This is a genomic window from Saltatorellus ferox (assembly GCA_007751475.1).
Classification (GTDB): Bacteria; Planctomycetota; UBA1135; order UBA1135.
In genome coordinates, this window is record CP036434.1 from 648053 (window position 1) to 668252 (window position 20200).

At 67.1% G+C, this 20200-nt stretch carries 16 protein-coding genes; 10 read left to right on the forward strand and 6 right to left on the reverse strand.

Annotated elements, in window-relative coordinates:
* Nucleotides 1-16: 16 nt before the first annotated feature.
* The 5 genes from Poly30_RS02425 to Poly30_RS02445 form a co-directional block, all read right to left on the reverse strand.
* Nucleotides 17-1606: a tetratricopeptide repeat protein gene (locus Poly30_RS02425; protein WP_145194430.1), complete on the reverse strand. Its 1590-nt coding sequence runs from the start codon at nt 1604-1606 to the stop codon at nt 17-19.
* The gene (locus tag Poly30_RS02430) at nt 1603-2892 is read right to left on the reverse strand and encodes a hypothetical protein (protein WP_145194431.1); all 1290 of its coding nucleotides are present in this window, start codon (nt 2890-2892) and stop codon (nt 1603-1605) included. The genes Poly30_RS02425 and Poly30_RS02430 overlap by 4 nt, the downstream gene beginning before the upstream one ends.
* A 7-nt stretch (nt 2893-2899) precedes the next feature.
* Nucleotides 2900-3916, reverse strand: coding sequence for an ATP-binding protein (locus tag Poly30_RS02435; protein ID WP_419190870.1), 1017 nt, complete (start codon nt 3914-3916; stop codon nt 2900-2902).
* Entirely contained in the window at nt 3913-4635 is a 723-nt protein-coding gene (locus tag Poly30_RS02440) for an ATP-binding protein (protein WP_145194433.1), read from the reverse strand. Before Poly30_RS02440 ends, Poly30_RS02435 begins: the two co-directional genes overlap by 4 nt.
* 314 nt (nt 4636-4949) lie before the next feature.
* Nucleotides 4950-6389 (reverse strand): sigma-54-dependent transcriptional regulator, encoded by a 1440-nt coding sequence (locus tag Poly30_RS02445; protein ID WP_145194434.1) that lies wholly within the window; start codon nt 6387-6389, stop codon nt 4950-4952.
* Between the two features lie 341 nt (nt 6390-6730).
* Between Poly30_RS02445 and Poly30_RS02450 the strand changes: the two genes are divergently transcribed.
* The 7 genes from Poly30_RS02450 (at nt 6731) to Poly30_RS02480 (ending at nt 14098) form a co-directional block, all read left to right on the forward strand.
* Nucleotides 6731-7564 (forward strand): flagellin N-terminal helical domain-containing protein, encoded by an 834-nt coding sequence (locus tag Poly30_RS02450; protein WP_145194435.1) that lies wholly within the window; start codon nt 6731-6733, stop codon nt 7562-7564.
* A 469-nt stretch (nt 7565-8033) separates the two neighbouring features.
* Nucleotides 8034-8855: a flagellin N-terminal helical domain-containing protein gene (locus Poly30_RS02455; protein ID WP_145194436.1), complete on the forward strand. Its 822-nt coding sequence runs from the start codon at nt 8034-8036 to the stop codon at nt 8853-8855.
* A gap of 255 nt (nt 8856-9110) precedes the next feature.
* Nucleotides 9111-9932: a flagellin N-terminal helical domain-containing protein gene (locus tag Poly30_RS02460; RefSeq protein WP_145194437.1), complete on the forward strand. Its 822-nt coding sequence runs from the start codon at nt 9111-9113 to the stop codon at nt 9930-9932.
* A gap of 259 nt (nt 9933-10191) precedes the next feature.
* Nucleotides 10192-11730: a flagellar filament capping protein FliD gene (fliD, locus tag Poly30_RS02465; RefSeq protein ID WP_145194438.1), complete on the forward strand. Its 1539-nt coding sequence runs from the start codon at nt 10192-10194 to the stop codon at nt 11728-11730.
* Between the two features lie 76 nt (nt 11731-11806).
* Nucleotides 11807-12202, forward strand: coding sequence for a flagellar export chaperone FliS (locus tag Poly30_RS02470; protein WP_419190871.1), 396 nt, complete (start codon nt 11807-11809; stop codon nt 12200-12202).
* On the forward strand, nt 12199-12585 hold the full coding sequence (locus Poly30_RS02475) for a hypothetical protein (protein ID WP_145194440.1): 387 nt from the start codon (nt 12199-12201) through the stop codon (nt 12583-12585). Before Poly30_RS02470 ends, Poly30_RS02475 begins: the two co-directional genes overlap by 4 nt.
* A gap of 61 nt (nt 12586-12646) precedes the next feature.
* The gene (locus Poly30_RS02480) at nt 12647-14098 is read left to right on the forward strand and encodes an AMP nucleosidase (RefSeq protein ID WP_145194441.1); all 1452 of its coding nucleotides are present in this window, start codon (nt 12647-12649) and stop codon (nt 14096-14098) included.
* 18 nt (nt 14099-14116) lie between these two features.
* On the opposite strand, the gene Poly30_RS02485 is transcribed toward Poly30_RS02480, so the two are convergent.
* A complete protein-coding gene (locus tag Poly30_RS02485; protein ID WP_145194442.1) occupies nt 14117-15244 on the reverse strand; it encodes a mechanosensitive ion channel family protein in 1128 nt (375 codons plus the stop codon).
* 181 nt (nt 15245-15425) lie between these two features.
* Between Poly30_RS02485 and Poly30_RS02490 the strand changes: the two genes are divergently transcribed.
* The 3 genes from Poly30_RS02490 to Poly30_RS02500 all read left to right on the forward strand — a co-directional run bounded on the left by Poly30_RS02490 (nt 15426) and on the right by Poly30_RS02500 (nt 20195).
* The gene (locus Poly30_RS02490) at nt 15426-18491 is read left to right on the forward strand and encodes a sigma-70 family RNA polymerase sigma factor (protein ID WP_419190872.1); all 3066 of its coding nucleotides are present in this window, start codon (nt 15426-15428) and stop codon (nt 18489-18491) included.
* Between the two features lie 187 nt (nt 18492-18678).
* A complete protein-coding gene (locus tag Poly30_RS02495) occupies nt 18679-19227 on the forward strand; it encodes a FliO/MopB family protein (RefSeq protein WP_419190873.1) in 549 nt (182 codons plus the stop codon).
* Nucleotides 19224-20195 carry a flagellar type III secretion system pore protein FliP gene (locus Poly30_RS02500; RefSeq protein WP_419190874.1) on the forward strand — a complete coding sequence of 324 codons (972 nt, stop codon included), beginning with the start codon at nt 19224-19226 and terminating at the stop codon, nt 20193-20195. Before Poly30_RS02495 ends, Poly30_RS02500 begins: the two co-directional genes overlap by 4 nt.
* The last annotated feature ends 5 nt before the right edge of the window (nt 20196-20200 follow it).

A 20200-nucleotide genomic window follows, 5' to 3' on the forward strand; every position in this document is an offset into this window, starting at 1 on the left:
TGGTACCTGGCGTGGATCAGAGGCTTCCCTCGAGCGCGCGGATCGCGCGCTCGATCTCGCCCGCTTGCTCGAGGAGCGTGGCGGCGAGCTGGTAGAGGGACTGTCGCTGGGTCACTCGTGTGAGCGATTCGACGGTCGTACGGAGCACGAGCATGGCCTCGTCGATCTCTTTCTCCTCGGCGAGGGCCCTCGCGAGCGCGGTAGCGAGGCGAACTCGCTGGGGCTCGTCGAGCGCGGCTTGCCGGTTGAAGACGGGGCGCAGGGCGTTGACGGCTTCACCCGCCATGCCTCGGAGGATCAGTCGCTCGCCGCGATCGATGCGCTCGTCGTCGCCGAAGAGGTCGATCCGCTTCGGCTCCATGTCGAGCGCGACCAGAGCAGCGTCGGCGTGGGGCGCCACCGCGTCACCGAAACCTTCGTTCGTCGCGGTCTTGGCGATGGCCAGGGTGGCGAGCGGCTGGTGCCCACGATTGGCCGCGATCGCCGCCTTGACGTAGGAGTCCTTTCGCTCCTCACCCGTGACGAGCGAAGCGTGATAGAGCCAGGCGCGAACGGCGTCCGAGTTGCGCTCGGCACGATCGAAAGCCAGCGCGCGAAGCTCCGCGAGCTCGGGATCCTGGTCGCCGTACTCGCTGTATTCGATCGCGAGGTCGAGGCAGCGCATGGCCTGAACCGGCTCGCCTGCGAGGGAGTGCGCACGGCTGCGGATGATGTAGCGCTGGCGGCGGCCCTCGGGGTTCTGCGTCTCGTCGAGATCGTCCAGGGCGTCGAGGACGAGCAGTGCACGGCGAGCGCTCTCGCGAGCCACGACCTCGTTCTTGGCGGCGCTTGCGATGCGCGTGTGAGCGTCAGCGAGGAGTCGTCTGGACTCGATGCTGTAGTCGTTCTCGACCTTCAGGCCCGCGAGGGCGTCGAATCGCGCGGCGGCTTCCTCCCACGCGTTGGCCTCCCCATAGAGCTTGCCTGCTCGCAGCATGGCGTCGGCGAGGAGGTCCGAGTTTGGGTAGCGCTCGACGATCTCGTCGTAGGCGCGGGCCGCTTCGAGAGCGCGGCTGGGCGTGGACTCGTCGATTCGCGCGCGGTTCCACGCGCCGGAGGCGGCCATCGAGCTTTCCGGATGGTCGGCCAGTGCACGGAAGTAGCCGGTGTAGGCGCGCTCGTAGAGCTCCTTCCGCGTCGGGTACGGCGGCAGGTCCTCCGCCACGCGGAGCTCGGAGGTCGTCAGGGTGATCTGAAGCCCGACGGACCCACCGATCCAGCGAAGCGCGTCACGAAGATCGGTGTCGACGAGCTTGACCGTGACCTCGGGCATGCGGCTGAGCGTCTCGAGCCCCACGAGTTCGCGATGACAGTCCCGTGCCACGCGACGCAGGAGCGCGTCGATCGAGAGGCGAGTGGCGACCACGTCGATCGTCTCCATGCCGAGGCGCCCGTTGATGCGGACGTCCGCGCGCGGAACGGTGCGCTCGTAGGCGGTCAGGGCCTCGGTCTGCTCGGCGATGTCGGTGGAGAGATCGTCGGTCAGGATGCTGGATTGAGCGGCGATCGGTGTGACCGAGGCCGCGCTGGCCGCGAGGCAGCCGAGCAGGAACGAAGTGGGCTTCAAGGTCTTTCCTCCCTCTGCGGCGCCGTGGCCTTGCCGTGCTCGAAGTAGGTGAGCGGAATGAGGTAGTCGATCTCCTCGCGCAGGACCGGGCTGAGCGGGATGCGAGCCTGGTTGGCGAGGACGTGGTTCAGGAGGCGGCGCGCCTCTTCGAAGCGGCCATCCGCCAGCAGTGCCTTGGCGTTGCCCACCGCGAATTCGTGCGTATTGGCGTAGTCGCGCGGATCGATCCAGCGGTCTCGCTGCGAGCGTTCTGGAAGGTCGCTGCCCGCGGGAAGGCTGGTCGGCGTGTTCATCGTGTACGTCAACGATGGGTCGACGCCCACCGAGGCGCTCGTGGCGGGAAACTCTGACGGAGCGGCCACGGCCGGGGCGGACTTGTCCTGGGCGATGGCGTCGGCGAGCTTGTCGGTCGTCACCTGGAGCGACGACTGGAAGGCGGCGCTCGCCTGGTAGGCGACGAAGAAGATGCCGGTGTTGACGAGCAGGAAGCACGCGACCAGAACCCAGAGCAGCCTTTGCTTCTCCGACGACTGGGAATAGGGGATGTCTTCCGGCAGGAGGATGCGCGGTCCGCGGTCGCGGAGCGCGTGGTTCGACCCGGCGGGAGCAGAGCCGGCGTTCGACATCAGGGGCGGGAACGACGCGGGGAGATCGGCGGCGGGCGCTGCGACGGTTTCCGCTGGGCCGGCCTGAAACTGCGGCTGCGGGGCGGGCTGCGCTTGAGGTGCCTGGGGCAGAGGCGCCGCCGGCGGCTGCTGGGCCTGCGACTGCGGCGCTGGCTGGACGGGCGCCGTCTGCGGCGCCGGGGCAGCTGCCTGGGGCGCGGCCGGAGCCGCAGGGGCGGGCGCGGGAGTCGGATCGAGGAAGAGATCGTTGGCCGGGAGCCCCTCGGCGCTCAGCGTTCCGTTGCGATAGGGATCATCGTCGAGCGAGAACAGCTCGTCGAAGCCGAACAGGTCCTCATCCAGGTCGTCGATTCCGTCGGGGAGCGGCGGATTAGGGCGTCCGGAGGCAGCGGAGCTACCAGGTGCCTGGGCTGACGTGGCCTGGGTGGCGGGTGTCTGTGCTGCTGCTGTCTGGGCCGTCGGTGTTTGGTCGCCGTCGGTACCGGCTGCTCCTGGCGTTGCGGCCGCCGAGTTGGCCGCTGTGCCGGTCGCTGTGGTGGGCTGTGCCTCGGCGACGCGCATGCTCGCCGGGACCGGCGGCACGAGCCCAAATTCCTCGAGGCCTTCGACCTCGGGGAAGTGGAACAGATCGTTGAAGGGGCTTTCGTACGGGTCCGACATGTCTGACTCAGCTCCAGAGCGCCTCGGAGAGAACGCGGCTCGGATCGGGCCCCATCAGCATTCGTCCGACGACGACGGCGAGGGCCGGGGAGAGAATGACCGGAGCATCCGGATCCTCGGAGAGCGTCGCGAGGAGCTCCTTCGACGTCTCGGGGGAGAAGAAGTCGAGTTCAGAGAGGTCGATTCGGACGCCGTCCTCGAAGTCGGCGGTGGTGACGCGAAACTCGAGCGTGACGGCCGTCCCACCACCGAGCTCCGAGCGCACCGAAACGTTCTCGGCGAGCGAGTGCATTCGGCCGAGGCCTGACGAGGCGTCCAGAGCGTCGGCGCTCAGGTAGCGGACGGCCTCGAAGCCGGGGCCGTCGTCCTCGATGGTCACCGTGAGCATCGAGCGATCGAGGCAGGCCGTCAGTTCGATCTGCTGGGCGCCGTGATCGACGCAATTCTGAATCGTCTCGGCGACCGAGGTGCCGATCCGAGCGCGCGTCGACGGGACGATCTCGCAGCGCGCGCACCAGCCGATCAGATCACGTGCGGCTGCCTCGGCGGCTCCGTGCTCGGCGGCGAGGAGAATGTGCATGCCCGAAGAGGCCGAGCCCAGACCGCGTTCGACGTAGCGCGTCATGGGGCGATCGGGCTCCGTGCGCGGCGCCTCGACGGCTTCCACCAGTGCTTCCGGACGGAGCGGCCGCTCGAGGATGACGTCGACGCCGAGGCGGGCTGCGCGCTGGTAGTCGGACGTGGTGGTCTCGGCGCCAGCGATCAGGATCGCATGCGGATAGAGCCCGAGCGAGTGAAGATCCTCGAGTAGATCGAGGCCCCCGATCGCAAAGTCCTCGCTCGGCGTCGAGCTGAGGTCGGCGATGAACGTATCCGATGGTTCGCCCTCGAGGACTTCGAGCGCGCACTCTGCGACGATCGAAGAGTGGGATCGAGCGTCGAGGATGCGAGCAAACGCGAGGGCCACCGTCGTGTCGCTGAGCGCCAGGAGAACGGCGCGCTGGTCTGTCGTCCTGGAGCTCATCGGGCGGCCTCTTCGTGGGACCTGGTGGTGGAAACGGGAAGCGTGATGACCGCGCATCGATGGCCTTCGGCCTCGTGGATCGAGGTCCGTCCGCCGAGGCGCGCGACGCTCGACCGAAGGAGCGCATCGGCCAGGGAGGGGAGGGAAGCGTCATCGTCACGCTCGGACGCCTGGGCCTCGCCGCCCGTCTGGATGAAGCTAAACGTGGCGACGTCCGCGGTGGCGTGGACGTGGACCATCACCTCGGTGTCAGCGGCTCGAGCGGCGCGGTAGAGGTGGCGGAGGGAGCGCTCGAAGCACTCGACCAGAAGTGGAGCATCGGTCGCGAGGGCCGTGTCCTCTTGCTCGAGGACGAAGTGGGTCCGGCGGCGGTCGGCGGGCCCGAGGGAGGCGCGGAGGCTCTCGACGATCTCGCCGAGGGTCGTCCCTACGGAGCGGATCCTCCGGGGCATGGTCCAGGCGAGGACATCGTGGGCGGCGGCCTCGGCGCGGTCGATCTCCTCGAGGGCGCGGGCCGCGAATCCCTGGGTGACGGTCACGCCAGCCCGGACTCCCTCCAGAAGGACGCGCAGGGCCGCGAGCGGAGAGCGGAGTTCGCGACCTGCGCCGAGCGCGATGTCCCGAAGCTGGCCCGCGCCGATAGAGCGATCGACCGCGTCGGCGGCGCTCGTGAAAGCGGCTCGATCGCTCGTGGTCTGGGCTGGTCGGGATGGTTGCATGGGCCGGGGTTCCCTGTGGAACGACTGGGGAGGTGGGTGGAAGGCGACGACGCAAGGCCGCTGCCAAGCGGTCTGTCGACTGACCCCGGACCTTCCCTTGATGGCCTGAGAGGTGTTTTCCGGAAGGAATTTCCAACTTCGGAACGGATGGCACCCCACGCGACGAGTGCCGCCGGGCGCTGGATTTCGCCCCGAACTGTCGGCCTTCGCGACACTTCCGCGCCAGCACCCCGGCTGACGCCTCGTCAGGCCCTGCGGCCGGTCCGGGGCGCTGTCGGTTATTCCGACGCGCTCTCCGGCTCTGACGGGCCGCGCTACTCGATCCCGTACAGCTCTAATTTCTTGTAGAGCGTCGAGCGATGGATGCCGAGGGCACGGGCGGCTCGGCCCTTGTTGCCGCGCGTGACGGAAAGTGCTCGCCGAATCATGGCGGCCTCCATGCGCTCCAGCGAAAGGTCGGCTTCGGAGAGGGTGTCGATCTCCGGCTCGTCTTCGACGCTGGGGCTGAGCGGATTCCCCTGGCCGGTCGGGCCTGCGCTCGCGCCCGCCGCGTCAGGGGCGGTCTCCGTCGGCGCATGGGTGGACCCTGGCGCGCCGAGACCCACGTGAGCGGCGGGTATCTCCCCGCCGGAGGTCATGATCGCGGCCCGCTCGACGGCGTTCCGGAGCTCGCGGATGTTCCCGGGCCACGGGTGCGTTTCGAGGGAACGGATCGCAGCCGTGGCAAACCCGGTATACGGCCTCGCGAGCTCGTCCCCGAAGTGCTCCAGGAAGTGGTGTGCGAGGGGGCCAATGTCTTCCGGCCGGGCGCGCAGGGGGGGGACGACGATCGAGAAGACGTTGAGCCTGTAGAAGAGGTCTTCGCGGAAGGTGCCCGCTTCGACCATCTGCATGAGGTCCCGGTTCGTCGAAGCGACGACGCGCGCGTCCATGGCCAGCGGAAGCGTGCCGCCGACGCGGCGGTAGGTCCGTTCCTGAAGCACCCTCAGGAGCTTGGCCTGAAGCCCGAGATCCAGTTCGCCGAGCTCGTCCAAGAAGAGCGTTCCGCCCTTGGCGGCAGCGATGAGGCCGTCGCGGCCCTTGGGGAGGCCGCCGGTAAACGCGCCGGGCTCGTAGCCGAAGAGCTCGGCCTCGAGCAGTCCGTCGGCCAGCGCGGCGCAGTTGAGCGGGATGAAGGGGCCGTCCGCGCGGGCGCTCTGGTCGTGGACGGCGCGGGCGACCAGCTCCTTCCCCACACCGGACTCACCGGTGATGAGGGCCGTCGAGCGGGGAGTGGCGGCGACGCGGGCGATATGCTCCAGAACGCGCTGGATGGCGGCGGATCGGCCGACGATCGGGCCCGAACGGAGCTGGGCGACCTCTTCGCGGAGGCGGTCACGTTCCTCGCGGATGGTTCGGTTGGAAAGGACGCGCTCGAGAGCCTGGCGGAGGCGCGGCGGATCCACCGGCTTCTCCAGGACGTTGACGGCGCCGAGCGCCATGGCCCTGACGGCCGTTTCCACATCCGCGTGCCCCGTGAGGATCACCACGGCCGGGGCATCGTCCAGGGCCGTCAGCCTGGGAAGGATCTCGAGCCCATCACCCTCCGGCATCCGCAGGTCCAAGAGGACGAGATCCGGCCGCTCGGCGGTGGCCTTGCGGACGGTTTCTGCTCCGGTGCCGGCTTCGGACGTGCGGTGCCCCCCCGCCATGCAGATGGCGACGAGGCCCGCCCGAATTCCGGGGTCGTCGTCGGCGATGAGGATGTGTGGCACCCGAGGACTGTAGATAAGGAGCAGGTCGGGATTCCATACCGGTGGAGACGTTCTCTCCCCTGGCACCGCCCTGCTTCCAGGACATCCTCCCCGGAACTCATGGCGGAAATGATTTCCGAGCACCCTGCCACAAGACCTCGTCAGTGAGCCTTCTGGTCACCCGAAGAGTCTTTTTGCGGGACGCGGGCTTGAGTCATCAGACGCCCTACCGAGAACCGAATCGTGTCCGGACCAGCCCGGCGTCAGAACCACCAGGTGGAACCGCCCGTCGGAACCCGCTGCCGGACACAAAACTCAGCCAATCGACCCCGCCCGTCAGCTTCCAACCGACCCCGTCCATCATGGGACTTCGCGTCAACACCAACATTGCCTCGCTCACAGCGCAGCGCAACCTCAGCGTGGCCACCGGCCGCCTGCAGGGAAACTACGCCCGACTTGCGTCGGGGCTCAGAATCGCCGTCGCCGCGGATGACGCGGCCGGACTCGCCATTTCCGAGCGGATGCGTAGCCAGATTCGCTCCTACGGAGTGGCCAGCCGCAACGCCATGGACGGGGTCTCTCTCGCCCAGACGGCCGAGGGCTCGCTGAACGAAGTCAGCGGCATCCTCGGCCGGATGCGTGAACTCTCCATGCAGAGCGCGAACGGCACGCTGTCCGACAGCGACCGCGCCACGCTCGATATCGAGTTCACGCAGCTGAAGGACGAGATCAACCGCATCGCAACGACCACGGTCTTCAACGGCATCAACCTTCTGGACGGCTCGGCCTCGACCGGCATTCCGATCCAGGTCGGCATCGAGAACAGCCCGTCGAACGACGTGATCACGGTCACGCTCGAAGCGAGTTCGACCAGCGAGCTCGGAATCTCCTCGACGGACGTTCTCTCGATCTCCAACGCGCAGGGAGCCCTCGCGAGCATCGACTCGGCGATCGACACGATCAACGACGCACGCGGTGCGCTCGGTGCGCAGCAGAACCGGATGGAGAGCGCGCTTCGAAGCATCCAGGTCCAGCGCGAGAACCTCTCCGCATCCGAGAGCCGGATCCGAGACGTCGACGTGGCTGAAGAGACCGCAGACCTCACGCGCAACTCGATCATGCAGCAGTCGGCCACTCAGATCCTGACGCAGGCCAATGTTCAGCCGCAAATTGCGCTGCAATTGCTTCAGGGATAACGACTTCATCCGAGAACTGAAGTAGCCAGCGAGGTTCATGCAGACCTCTTACTGCAAAGGTCTAGCTGGCCACGAATCACCGCGCTCGGCAACGGGCTCGGAGACTGAAAACCAAAGAGAAAAGAAGCGGACCCCAGGTCCGATTCGCTGAGTGGGGGGCCGATCTCCGGATCGGTCCCCCGTTATCCAGCCTCACCGCTCTACACAACACGAAGACCCGTCCATCCGATGGCGCGCGCAGCGCAGCCCGCGGACCTGGCAGCCGCATGGGATCTCTTCTTCGAAGAAGTTCCGCAGCGCCGCACGAGGGCGGGCAAGAAACCAACGACAGACGACCTGTGTTGAGCCTTCACCAGCAACCGCGCGTGCGAACCGCGCGGAGAGGCCGGGAAGATCACTCTTGCAGAACGTATTTGAGCGTCTGTCGCCAAGCACCGTTCGCACCAATCCAAGCACAGAATCGAATCGTATGGGACTCCGCGTCAACACCAACGTTGCCTCCATGAACGCGCAACGGAACCTCTTCAACTCGTCCGAGGGCCTGGCACGCAACTACTCGCGGCTTTCCTCGGGACTTCGTATTGCAGTGGCAGCGGACGACGCAGCCGGTCTCGGAATCTCCGAGCGCATGCGATCCGATATTCGGTCCTACGCCGTTGCTTCGCGCAACGCCCAGGACGGGATCTCGCTGGTCCAAACTGCGGAGGGCTCCCTCAACGAGGTGAGCGACATCCTCGGAAGGATGCGAGAGCTGTCCATGCAGTCGGCGAACGGCACCCTGAGTGACGACGACCGCGCCACGCTCGACGGCGAGTTCCAGCAGCTGGTCGAGGAGATCGACCGCATCGCGCTGACGACGAAGTTCAACGGCGTCGACCTCCTGAACGGTGCGAACACCGCGATTGCGATCCAGGTCGGCATCGACGGCGGCACCAGCGACGTGATCACCCTGACGCCCACCGACGTCTCGACGAGCATCCTCGGAGTGAACGGCGCCATCAGCACCATCTCGCTCTCGACCGCCATGCTCTCGAGCATCGACAGCGCCATCGACGAGGTTAACTCCGCTCGAGGCGCCCTGGGTGCCCAGCAGAACCGCCTCGACAGCACGCTCCGCTCCCTCGCCAACGTGCGCGAGAACACGAGCGCGGCCGAAAGCCGGATCCGCGACGTGGACGTCGCCATGGAGACGGCGGACCTCACGAGGAACTCGATCCTCCAGCAGGCGTCCACGGCCATCTTGAGCCAGGCCAACCAGCAGCCGCAGCTCGCGCTGTCCCTGCTCGGCTGATCCAGACCACCACGGGCGGCCCACCTTTCGCGTGCACAACGAAAGGGGGTCCCTGGCCATACCAAGGTCAGGGTACTAGCGCCGCCTGTGGGACCAGTTGACTCTTCTCGCGCGGTCATAAAAGACCGATCGGCGCTGCTGTACGTGAACGGCGGTAGCGCGCAGATCGAACTTCGATGATCGCCAAGGTAGCGAGGAGCGCCAGCTTCGAATCGTTCGCAGATCGACTCTATATCCAAAACCGAGACCTCTCGTATGGGACTTCGCGTCAACACGAACGTTGCGTCAATGAACGCGCAACGGAACCTGGCCAACTCTACGGTCAACCTGGGCGGTAACTACTCCCGCCTCTCTTCCGGACTTCGCATCGCCACCGCCGCGGATGACGCGGCCGGACTTGGCATCTCCGAGCGCATGCGCTCTGACATTCGCTCCTTCACGGTCGCGTCTCGGAATGCCCAGGACGGCATCTCGATGGTGCAGACCGCTGAAGGTGCGCTCAACGAGGTGAGTGACCTCTTGGGCCGGATGCGCGAGCTGTCGATGCAGTCGGCGAACGGTACGCTGAGCGACGATGACCGGACCACTCTGGACGCCGAGTTCTCGCAGCTCGTGGATGAGATCGACCGGATCTCGACCACGACCGAGTTCAACGGTGTGAAGTTGCTCGACGGCAGCAACAGCAATATCGCCATCCAGGTCGGAATCGGTGCGGCGACCGCTGATACCATCAGCGTGAGCGGTGCAGACGCCAGCACCTCGACGCTGGGCATCAGCGGTGGCATCTCCACGGCGTCGACCGCCCAGTCGATGCTCGGCACGATCGATAGCGCGATCGACGACATCAACTCGGCGCGCGGTACCCTCGGTGCCCAGCAGAACCGTCTCGGAAGCACGCTCCGCTCCCTCGCCAACGTGCGAGAGAACACGAGCGCTGCAGAGAGCCGGATCCGCGACGTGGACGTCGCCATGGAGACCGCGGACCTCACGAGGAACTCGATCCTCCAGCAGGCCGCGACCTCGATCCTGTCCCAGGCCAACCAGCAGCCCCAGCTCGCGCTGTCGCTGCTCGGCTGATCCGATGGGGGCCCCCGCACCATGTGGGTGCGGAGGCTCCTTGACGGCCTCCGGTCGTCCTCGGTTTTTGCTTGGAGCCGAGGACGGCCTCTGATCTTGCGCCTCGATCGAGGCGCGACGTGGAAATCTTTTCCAGGCACACCTGCTGGAGCGGAGTCACTTCGATTCATCGCTCAGGCCAGGCCCCGTACGGCCGAAAACACACCCGTGACCGCCAGCACTCCGCTCGGCGCCGCTCGCGCATCACACGCACACGCCCATGGTAAGTAGCTCCGGAATCAGCTTTTCAGGCCTCGGCAGTGGCCTTGATACGGCGGCGATCGTCTCGCAGCTCGTCTCGATCGAACGCATTCCGATCAGGACCATCGAAACGCGGCGCGGCACGGAGCAGAAGAAGCTCGACCTCGTCGGCCAGCTCGGCGACCTCGTCAAGAAGCTGAAGACCAAGGCCGAGGCCCTCGCCTCGCCCGAAGAGTTCTACGCCTACGCATCCTCCATCAGCGACGAGAGCGTCGCGACGGTCACGACGGATTCCAACGCCCAGCCCGGCACCCACACGCTCGACGTTCAGCGGATGGCCGCGACCGACCGCTGGGCCTTCGACGCCAATTCCTCCCGCGATCAGAACCTCGCGAGCGGTCCGAACGAGCTGATCAGCTTCAAGGTCGGAACGACGGACTACTCCCTGACCCTCGACGAAAACGACTCGAGCCTGGATCGGATCGCCAGCCAGATCGAAGCGATGGCGGGCGACGTCGTCAGCGCGTCCGTGGTGAATACCGGGACGGAGTCCTCGCCCTCGTTTCAGCTCGTCCTCTCGTCCAAGGTCTCCGGGGAAGAAGGTCGTCTGACCGACATCTTCTCGAACGTCGGCCAGGACCCTCTCGCCACCGGCGAGGGGCTCGGGATCAACTATGCCGCGCCCGATGCGGCAGGCAACTCCCAGAGCGATAACAATATCACCGTCGGCAACGATGCACTCGCCGAGATCGACGGGCTCCTGATCCGGCGATCGACGAACTCCTTCACCGAGGTGATCGAAGGCGTCACGATCGATGTCCGTGCGATGAACGATAGCGGCCCGGTCACGATCTCGATCGAAGCCGATCGCGACGCTGTCCGCGGGCGTATCGATGAGTTCATCAGCACGTACAACGAGGTGATGGACTTCATCGACAAGCAGAGCACTTTCACGCCGTCCACGGATGCGGATGACAACGGCGGCACGACCGGGCTTCTCTTCGGTGACTCGATCGTGTCCTCGGTCAAGCGTTCGATTCAGTCGGCGCTCTTCAACGTCGACGTGAACTCGGCGATCAACGATACCAGCGGCTACAGCACGCTCAATCTCGTCGGTATCGAGCAGGATCGGAACGGCCGACTCTCGGTGGACGCGACGGTCTTCGACGAGAAGTTCGCCCAGAACCTGCCCGCGCTCATGGACCTCTTCGCGGACACGGACGGGTTCGACAACGGTGGCGCCGAGGCGAACACGCCTGGATACAACGTGGATACCACGGCAGACACGGGCCTGATGGCCAAGCTGATCCGCGGGATCGATCAGATGTTCGGGCGGCAAGCCTCGGGAAGCTCTTCCATCAACATCCAGGGTGTCTTCGATCTCCGGAAGACAGCGATCCAGGATTCGATCAAGCGCTACGACAGCCAGATCGCACGGCGAGAAGACCGCCTCTCCGACTACGAGGAGCGATTGACTCTTCAGTATGCCCGGCTCGAGGAGGTCATGGCTGGCCTCAACGCCCAGGGTAGCGCGCTCAACGCCGTGCTCGGCGGCTGATCCGACCCATCCGTTTCACTGGCGGCACGCGCAGCGGTGCCGCTTCGACTCACCCCTATCGACGACCTCTTTATCCATGTCATCCCACGCCCAGGCCGCCGAGGCTTATCTGACCGCCTCCGTCGAGAACGCGCCGCCTATCAAGATCGTCCGGATGCTCTACCAGGGCGCGCTGCGTTTCTTGCTCCAGGCAGAGGCAGAGGATCCCAGGGACCCCCATTCGTCGTTCATCGAGCACTGCAGCAGCGCGGACGCGATCGTGGCGGAGCTTCGGCTTTCTCTTCGTGAGGACGTCGGGGGCGAGGACATCGTCCAGCAGCTCAAGGGTCTCTATCTGTTCTGCGAGGCAGAGATCGGACGTTCCATGCTCGATCGCACCGCTGAGCCGCTTCCGGGCGTGCGCACCGTGCTGGCGAAGCTGCTGGAAGCCTGGCAGCACGTGGAAGTCAGCAACCACAGGGCGGCCGCGTGACCGCCCCCGCGGATCCATTTGTCGAACTGGAGAGCTCGAAGCGAGCCCTCCGGGACGGGCTGACGCTGCTCGACCGAAGCGCGTCCGGCGACACGGATCAGGACGATGCGGGCCGGCTCGCCGCCTGGAAGAAGGTGATGGCATCGCTGCGTGCGGCTCCAGCGCCAGAGGAGCTCCGGGCCTCCGTTCCGGCGGATCGCCTCGAGGCGTTCGACGACGAACTCGAAGAGCTGCTGCGCTTGAACGCGGTCCTGGTGTCGGTGGTCTCCTCCGAGAAGGATCAGGTGCTGGGCAAGCTCCGCAAGGTTCGCGAAGCCCGGCGCGGCATGGCCTACTACGGATCCGCCTCGCCCGAAGGGGATCGCTGCGACATCTCCGGATAGCTGCGGAATCGGTCGGGTCGGCATCGTATCTTCGGGGGCACCCGCCGGGCGACGCAACTCCATGACCGAACTGACCACACCGGAAGCCGTCGTCGACGCGCTTCAACGCCTCTACCAGGAGGCCGCTGATGCCCTGGGCGACGCCCTGGCCCTCTACCTTCGCCACGGCACGCCGCCCACGGCGGAGGACCGCGCGAGCGGGCGGTTTTGCTACCCGGAGCTACGGATCACCTACGCGCCCGACGGCCCACCGCCTCCGGTGAGCCGCGCGTTCGGAAAGATGTCGCAGCCCGGCATCTACGTCTCGACGTTCACGCAGCCGGAGTTCTTCCGCGGGTACCTGCTGGAGCAGCTCGTGCCGCTGATGCGCGACTACGAAGTGACCGTCGAGGTCACCCGCTCGACGTCGGAGATTCCCTATCCCTACGTCTGGGATCAGACGCAGGCGGCTGGCCTGGAGAACATCTCGCCCGCCGAACTTGCCCGCTGGTTCCCTGCGCCCGACCTCGAGCACATCGGCGACGAACTGGCGGACGGGGAGATCCACAAGGTGGGGGAGACGCGGCCGCTCGCCGTGTTCGACGGTCCGCGCGTGGACTTCTCGCTCAAGCGGCTCGCGCATTACTGCGGTACGCCGATCGATGCGTTTCAGAAGTACGTGCTCTTCACGAACTACCATCGCTATGTCGACGCGTTCAGCGAGTGGGCCCTGACGCAGATCGGCGACAGCGGAGCCTATGAATCGCTCGTGATCCCCGGCAACGTCGTCATCGATGAGCCGGACGAGGGAAGCCGTGCCGCCATCGCCAGCGCGCCCTGGCGCAGCTACCAGATGCCGGCCTATCACCTCGTGGGCAAGGAAGGCTCGGGCATCACGCTCGTCAACATCGGAGTCGGCCCGTCGAACGCGAAGACGATCACGGACCACCTGGCCGTCCTCCGTCCGGAGTGCTGGATCATGGTCGGTCACTGCGGGGGCCTGAGGCACTCCCAGGCGATCGGCGACTACGTGCTAGCCCACGCGTACCTGCGCGAGGACCACGTGCTCGACAGCGTGCTACCACCGGAGATTCCTGTGCCCGCACTGGCGGAGATCCAGCTCGCGCTCCACGACGCCACCGCAGACATCACGGGCGAGTCGGGAGCGGCGCTGAAGAAACGGCTGCGCACGGGCACGGTCGTCACGACCGATGACCGCAACTGGGAGCTTCGATTCACGGAGTCGGCGCTTCGTTTCAACAAGTCGCGGGCGATCGCCATCGACATGGAGAGCGCGACGATCGCGGCCAACGGCTTCCGCCTGCGCGTTCCCTACGGCGTGCTCCTCTGCGTCTCGGACAAGCCTCTGCATGGGGAGATCAAGCTTCCGGGCGCGGCGAACCGCTTCTACGAGCGCGCGATCGGCGAGCACATCAGGATCGGGATCCAGACGCTGCAGCGCCTCGCCGCCGACAAGCAGACCAAGCTCCACAGCCGAAAGCTGCGGGCGTTCGACGAGCCACCGTTCCGGTAGCTTGCGGCGAGAGCTGGCTCAGCTCCGCGGCCCACCGGGCAGTCCGCCCACCTCCACTTCCGAAGCGTCTTCTCGCCCCGGAGGGCCTTCGCTGTCGGGAGCCCTGGCCCCAGACGAGGGTCGGGTCATCTGGCTCGAATCCAGCTCGCCTCGAAGCCGGGGGAGGGCGTGCGCCTGCTCTTCCGCCAGGTAGGCGAGCAGCTTCTCACGCACGTGGCAGCGCAGGTCCCAGCAGCGCGGCGAGTTCGCGGCGCTGACGAGCGCGCGCAGTTGAACCGCGCGCTCGCTGGATTCCACGACCTGCAGGACCACCACGCGGCCATCCCAGAGGTCGGTCGACTCGACGATCGACTGGAGGACCTTGCGCATCTCGGCCACGTTGACGCTGTGATCGGTCCAGAGCATGACGGATCCGATGATGTCGGCGCGCGTGCGCGTCCAGTTCTGGAAGGGCTTCTCCAGTATCGTCGTGAAGGGAACGATGAGCCGCCGCTCGTCCCAGAGCTTGACCTCGACGTAGGTCGTCGTGATGTCCTCGATCCAGCCCCATTCGTCTTCGATGACGACCGCGTCGTCCAGGCGAACGGGTTGCGTCAGCGCGATCTGGATGCCAGCGAGGAAGTTCCCGATCGTGCGCTGGGCCGCGAGGCCGAGCACGAGGCCGACGATGCCCGCCGAGGCGAGTAGCCCGCTTCCGAGCGCGCGAATGCCGGGGAAGGTCCACATGACCATGGCGGTGCCAAGGCCCCAGACCACGATGATCGCGATTCGCTCCAGAACCCGGTACTGCGTGAGGGCGGTTCGCGCGCGCAGGTTGTCCTCCACCGATACGTCCTGGCGCTGGATCATCGAATCCATGGCAATATGGATCAGGCGAGCCACCAGCCAGGTCGCTCCGAATCCAACCAGCACTCTGAGCAACGGCCGCGCGCCGCCGGTGTTCGCGCCGTCTGAAAGGCGAATCAGGAGCGCGCTCCCCGCGAGCAGCGCGACGATCGCCGGAACGGCGAGCTCGCGCAGCCGGCCGCCGGCCGCGCGCCGAACCTGCCCGATCGCTGCGCCGAAGCGCTGCATCAGGAGGAACACGACGAAGGCACAGCTGCCCACGAGTCCGGCCCAGTAGATGATGTTCTCGAGGATGTCCACATGGCCATCGTCGCGATTCAGCGGTGGAGCGGGGCGCTCGCAGCAGACTTTTCGGGCCTCCGTTCACCGGAGAGCAGGGACTTATCAGAAACGGCGAATCGCCTGAGGTGAATCCTTCGAGCCGGGCCATCCAGGGGGAAAGACCCACACTTTCATCTTGCAGGTGACACTGATGTCCGACATGACGCCCTCTTCCTTCTCCATCGAGGCCTTGTTCCGGGAACACGGTCCTTATCTCCAGCGTCTCGCGCGCGCCCTCGTGGGCGATCTTCACCGCGCCGAGGACCTCGTCTCCGAGACCTGGGCCGTGGCGCTGGCCGCGGCCGAGGACTCCGTCGAGATGCGCGAGCCGCGCGGGTGGCTCGCGACGGTCATGCGGCGGCGCGCTCGCCATGGGTATCGGCGCGAGGCGCTGCGCCAGACCCAGGCGCTGACCTCGGACCGTCATGTCGCGGGGAACGGCGGCGGCTCCGACGAGGTCGCCCTGCGACTCGAGCGAGAACGTCTCTTGCACGAAGCCCTGGAGCGCCTCGACGAGCCGTACAGGACCGCGCTGTACCATCGCTACCGTGACGGCCTTCCCCCCCGCGAGATCGCGGCGCGGACGGGCGTTCCCGTGAAGACCGTCAACACGCGCCTCACCCGCGGCCTCGAGAAGCTGCGCGAAGATCTGGCCCGTGGCCACGGCGGCGGCGAGGAAGGCCGCCGGGCGTGGCTGAGCGCGATCGGTCCGATCGCCGTCGCGGTTCCGCGCTACTCGGCGACCTGGCTTGCTTCCCGCAGCGCGATGCTCGTCGCGGCAGCCGCGCTGGCGGGCGTGATCGGTGTTTCCATCTGGGCCCGTGCCTCACGCGCTCCCGAGGCGCCCATCTCCCTACCCGGCGGCGAGGTCCTGGCTCTGGCGCCTGAGGTCGCGGAGGCTCGGGAAGCGGAGCCAGTGTCGCCGGAGCACGCTTCGCTGCCCGTGGCCGAGCCGCGCAAGGGGCTGACGGCGCCCGGGTTCTCCGGGTCCGAGATCGCAGGCATCGAGATCACCGCGCTCTCGGCCAGCGGTGCGCCTCTCGCCGAGGAACGGCTCGTGCTGGCCACTATTCGGTGGAGCGGAGGCGAACCGCGGGCGATCTCTTCGAGCGTCACGGACGCAGCGGGCAAGGCCACTTTCGACTGGCCGGGAACGAACCATTTCATCTGCTTCAACGCGGCGAGGACGATCGAAGGAAAGTCGGACGTGTCGCGCGACCTGCCTGACGTTCCACCCGCAGAAGCGGCCAGGTACACGTTTCGCGAGGAGCCAGGTTTGCGCGTCGGCGGCGTGGTTCGCGACGGGTCAGGCGCTCCGGTGCCAGGCGCCCGGGTCTTCGCCAGCGGAGCGCCCGAGTGGAGCATCGGCGGTCTGCCGGTCGCGACGTGCGATGTCTCCGGCGCGTTCGAGGTCACGCTGGGGGAGCGAGCTTCGATCATGGCGGCGGCCGCTGGCATGACGGCCTCGACGACCCTGGAGGTGCAACGGCTTGCCGAGTCCGCGCCGGGGCTGCGCGAGGTGATTCTGGTGGTTCACGCCGAGGGTGCGCAGCTTTCGGGGCGCGTCTCCACGACGGCGGGCGACCCCATCGCGGGCGCGTGGGTCGTGGCCTCTCCCGTCAGCCCGTTCGTGGACCAGGGCGAAGGAGGCTTCTTGCACGAGGTGTCTGCGCAAACCAACGAAGAGGGCGAGTACGTCCTACCCGGCAAGCTTCGGCCGCGCGAGTACGAGGTGGCCGCCTTCGCGCCGGGCTACGCGGCGCGCATCCTTCCCCTGGTGGCGGGCGCGGAACCCATTCGGCTCGACCTTGCGCTCGGCGCCGGCGTGACCGTCCGTGGTCGGGTACTCGTCGATGACGATACGCCCGTGCAGGAGTCCAACGTCCGGTACCGCGTGGCCAAGGAGCAGGGAGAACGCGATCCGCACGGGCCTTATCACGCGGTGTCGACCGACGAGGCGGGCCGGTTCGAACTCCAGCACGTCCCAGCGGGTACGTACCTCTTCGTCGCCGGGCAGGGCAGAGGCATGACGCTGGCGAAGGCCACCTTGGAGCAGGAGGTGCCGGAAGCCGGAACGCTGGAACTGGAGCTGCACCTGAGCTTCGAGCCCCGCATCAGCGGGCGGGTCGTGGACGAGGCGGGGCTCCCTGTGCCGGGGCTCCACCTGGAGCCGAAGTTCGGAGGAAGGGGACACTACGTCATGCAGACGGTCACGGATGCAGAGGGGAAGTTCGACCTGACCTCACTCCCAGCTCCTCCCTGGTACGCGTCCGCCACCGACACCTGGTCGGTTCAGTTCTTCCAGGGCGAGCAGCGGCCGCGCCAGATGCTCGCTGCCGTGGAAGACGTCGAGCCCGGGACGACGGGTCTGGAAGTCGTGGTCGCGCGGCCGGTGGAGCCAGGGTCGTTCCTGACCGGGCGTTTCGTGCGCAGTGATGGGCCGATCAGCCCCGCGGTCAAGATCTTCGTGGCCCAGTCGGCGGGTCACGGTGCCCTCGGGGCGGTCGACGTCGATCCGGTGGACGGCTCGTTCACCTACGGGCCGATCGGGGCGGGCACCTATCGCTTCTTCGTGGATGACCCGAACGGGAACTCGGTGGGGCAGATCGGGATCGAAGTGGCCGACGGGGAGACCGTGGACCTCGGCGACATCGACATGGCGCGGGGTGCTCGGGCGGAGGTGACCCTGGAGGTCGAGCTGCCCGATGGCGTTCCGATCACGGAGTTGCCAGGCCTCCTTCGGAATCAGTATCTGGTTCTCGAAGGCCCCGGCGGGCACCAGGTGGGGCTGCTCTTCGACGAGACGAACCACAAGACCGAAGGGCTGCTCGAGCCCGGGGAGTGGAGGCTCTCGCGGAGGTCGGGGGAGCGCCTGGTGCTCCCGGCCACCACCCTCACCGTGCAGCCCGGCGAGACCAGGTCGGTCGCCCTGCGCGCCAGGGTGGCTCGTCCCATGGACGTGCGCGTCCTCATGCCGACGGACGGCTCGTGGAGCCGCGCGGCCCTTCGGGTCTACGGAGAAGACGACGTCGAGCTGGAGACCTCGGAGGCCCTGCCCCCGACGAAGCTCGATGAAGAGGAGCGGCTCTCGATGAGGATCGAGGTGCCCATCGAAATCATCCGCGTCGTGCTCGTGATCGACGGGGTGGAGACAGCGCACGTGAAGGAGGTCATGGTCCCTTTCTTCACCGAGCCCCTGTCGACGCTGGAGATCGACGCCAGGTAGGGCGGAGACAGGGCACGACCACCGTCGTGTCGGCATTCCCAACAGTCGGTGTCGGACTTCGCGACAGCCGGGTAGAGGATTCTTCATGAATCGGCCCTCGCACGAGCGCGAGGGTCGAATTCTGTACCTGGCACACCCCTTGCGTAGGGGATGGCAGCCCCGCGGTCTCATCCGCCGGGTTTCCATCATGCTCCACTCCCTCCTCCTGCCAGTCCTCACGATCCAGACCGCGCGCGTCGCCGCCTCCGGCAACGCCGGCGGCGGGCCGGATCTCACCTGGCTCATGACCACCTCGGCGGTCCTGATCCTCACCATCGGCGCCGTCGCCTACGGCTTCCGGAAGCTCGTGGTCGGCGGCCTCAAGGGGCGGGCGGCGCAGCGGGATCTGCGGGTGCTCGACGTGCTGCCCCTCGGCGGCAAGCGCCAGCTTGCGGTCGTCCGCTGCTACGATCGCACGTTCGCGATCGGGCTCGGGGAGAAGAGCGTGGACCTCGTGGCCGAGCTCGACACCGCTGCCGTGGATCTGGATCGCGGCAAGGCGCGGGAGACCGCTCCGAATCGCACCCGAGAGGCCTTCGAGGCGCGCTTGCAGGCCGCCAAGGAGCGTCTGCTCGGAACCCACGAGATCGCGCCGCAGCCTCGGCCTTCCGCCTTGGAGCAGGCGGCGACCGGTCGACCGGCCGCCGTCGAACGCGCCGCCATCCGCAAGGACAGCACCCAGGAGTACGTCGCGTGACGATTCTGCGCCGCCTGATCACCGTCGCCCTCCTGGCGATGGCCCTCTTCACGAGCGCGGGTGCCGCCACGGCCCCCGCGTCGCAGGCGTTCACTGGCCGCTCCAGCACGGCGAGTTCGGTCAACTCCGGGGGATCCGTCCAGGTCGGTGAGACCGTGGCTGCCGGCGTCGCCGCGCGGGCACGCGAAGCGCTGGAGGAGACCCAGGACCCCGGCGCGATGGGCGAGGAAGGCCGCCTCTCGGCCGCCGTCGAGATCGCGCTGCTGCTGACGGTCCTGAGCCTTCTGCCCGCGATCCTCATCACGCTGACGAGCTTCACCCGCATCGTGATCGTCCTCTCGTTCGTGCGCCGCGCGCTCTCCCTGAACGAGCTACCGCCGAACCCGGTCATCATCGGGCTCGCGCTCTTCCTCACCATGTTCGTCATGGCGCCCGTGGGGAAGGAACTCTACGCAGAAGCGTGGACCCCCTACGAGGCCGGGGACATCAGCGTCCAGGAGATGGGCGACCGGGCCTGGGGCTCGCTCTCGACTTTCCTGGTGGCAAACACCCGTGAGAAGGAGCTGCGGCTCTTCGCGGACCTCAGCGGCAACGAGAGCGTCTTCGAGTACACGAAGCTTGCCGGTCAGGACGGCACCGTCCACGCGAGCACCGATGATCCCTCCGTGCTGGCGCCGGACGGCGTCAAACCCGACGTCGACGCGTCCGACCTGCCGCTGACCGTCGTCATCCCCGCGTTCATCCTCAGCGAGCTGAAGACCGCCTTCCAGATGGGATTCCTGCTCTTCCTCCCGTTCCTGGTGATCGACCTCGTCGTCTCCAGCGTCCTGCTCTCGATGGGCATGTTCATGCTCCCACCCGTGATGATCTCGACGCCGATCAAGGTGCTCATCTTCGTGCTCGTCGACGGCTGGCGACTCGTCACCGAGTCGGTCGTCACCTCCTTCGTCATGCAGGCCGCGAGCTAGCCAGG

Excerpts from the sequence above, each read along its gene's own strand:
- Poly30_RS02435 (WP_419190870.1), bottom strand. The coding sequence starts at position 3,916 with ATGAGCTCCAGGACGACAGACCAGCGCGCCGTTCTCCTGGCGCTCAGC.
- Poly30_RS02450 (WP_145194435.1), top strand. The coding sequence starts at position 6,731 with ATGGGACTTCGCGTCAACACCAACATTGCCTCGCTCACAGCGCAGCGC.
- Poly30_RS02495 (WP_419190873.1), top strand. The coding sequence starts at position 18,679 with ATGCTCCACTCCCTCCTCCTGCCAGTCCTCACGATCCAGACCGCGCGC.
- Poly30_RS02490 (WP_419190872.1), top strand. The coding sequence starts at position 15,426 with ATGACGCCCTCTTCCTTCTCCATCGAGGCCTTGTTCCGGGAACACGGT.
- Poly30_RS02440 (WP_145194433.1), bottom strand. The coding sequence starts at position 4,635 with ATGCAACCATCCCGACCAGCCCAGACCACGAGCGATCGAGCCGCTTTC.
- Poly30_RS02460 (WP_145194437.1), top strand. The coding sequence starts at position 9,111 with ATGGGACTTCGCGTCAACACGAACGTTGCGTCAATGAACGCGCAACGG.
- fliD (WP_145194438.1), top strand. The coding sequence starts at position 10,192 with ATGGTAAGTAGCTCCGGAATCAGCTTTTCAGGCCTCGGCAGTGGCCTT.
- Poly30_RS02455 (WP_145194436.1), top strand. The coding sequence starts at position 8,034 with ATGGGACTCCGCGTCAACACCAACGTTGCCTCCATGAACGCGCAACGG.
- Poly30_RS02430 (WP_145194431.1), bottom strand. The coding sequence starts at position 2,892 with ATGTCGGACCCGTACGAAAGCCCCTTCAACGATCTGTTCCACTTCCCC.
- Poly30_RS02480 (WP_145194441.1), top strand. The coding sequence starts at position 12,647 with ATGACCGAACTGACCACACCGGAAGCCGTCGTCGACGCGCTTCAACGC.
- Poly30_RS02470 (WP_419190871.1), top strand. The coding sequence starts at position 11,807 with ATGTCATCCCACGCCCAGGCCGCCGAGGCTTATCTGACCGCCTCCGTC.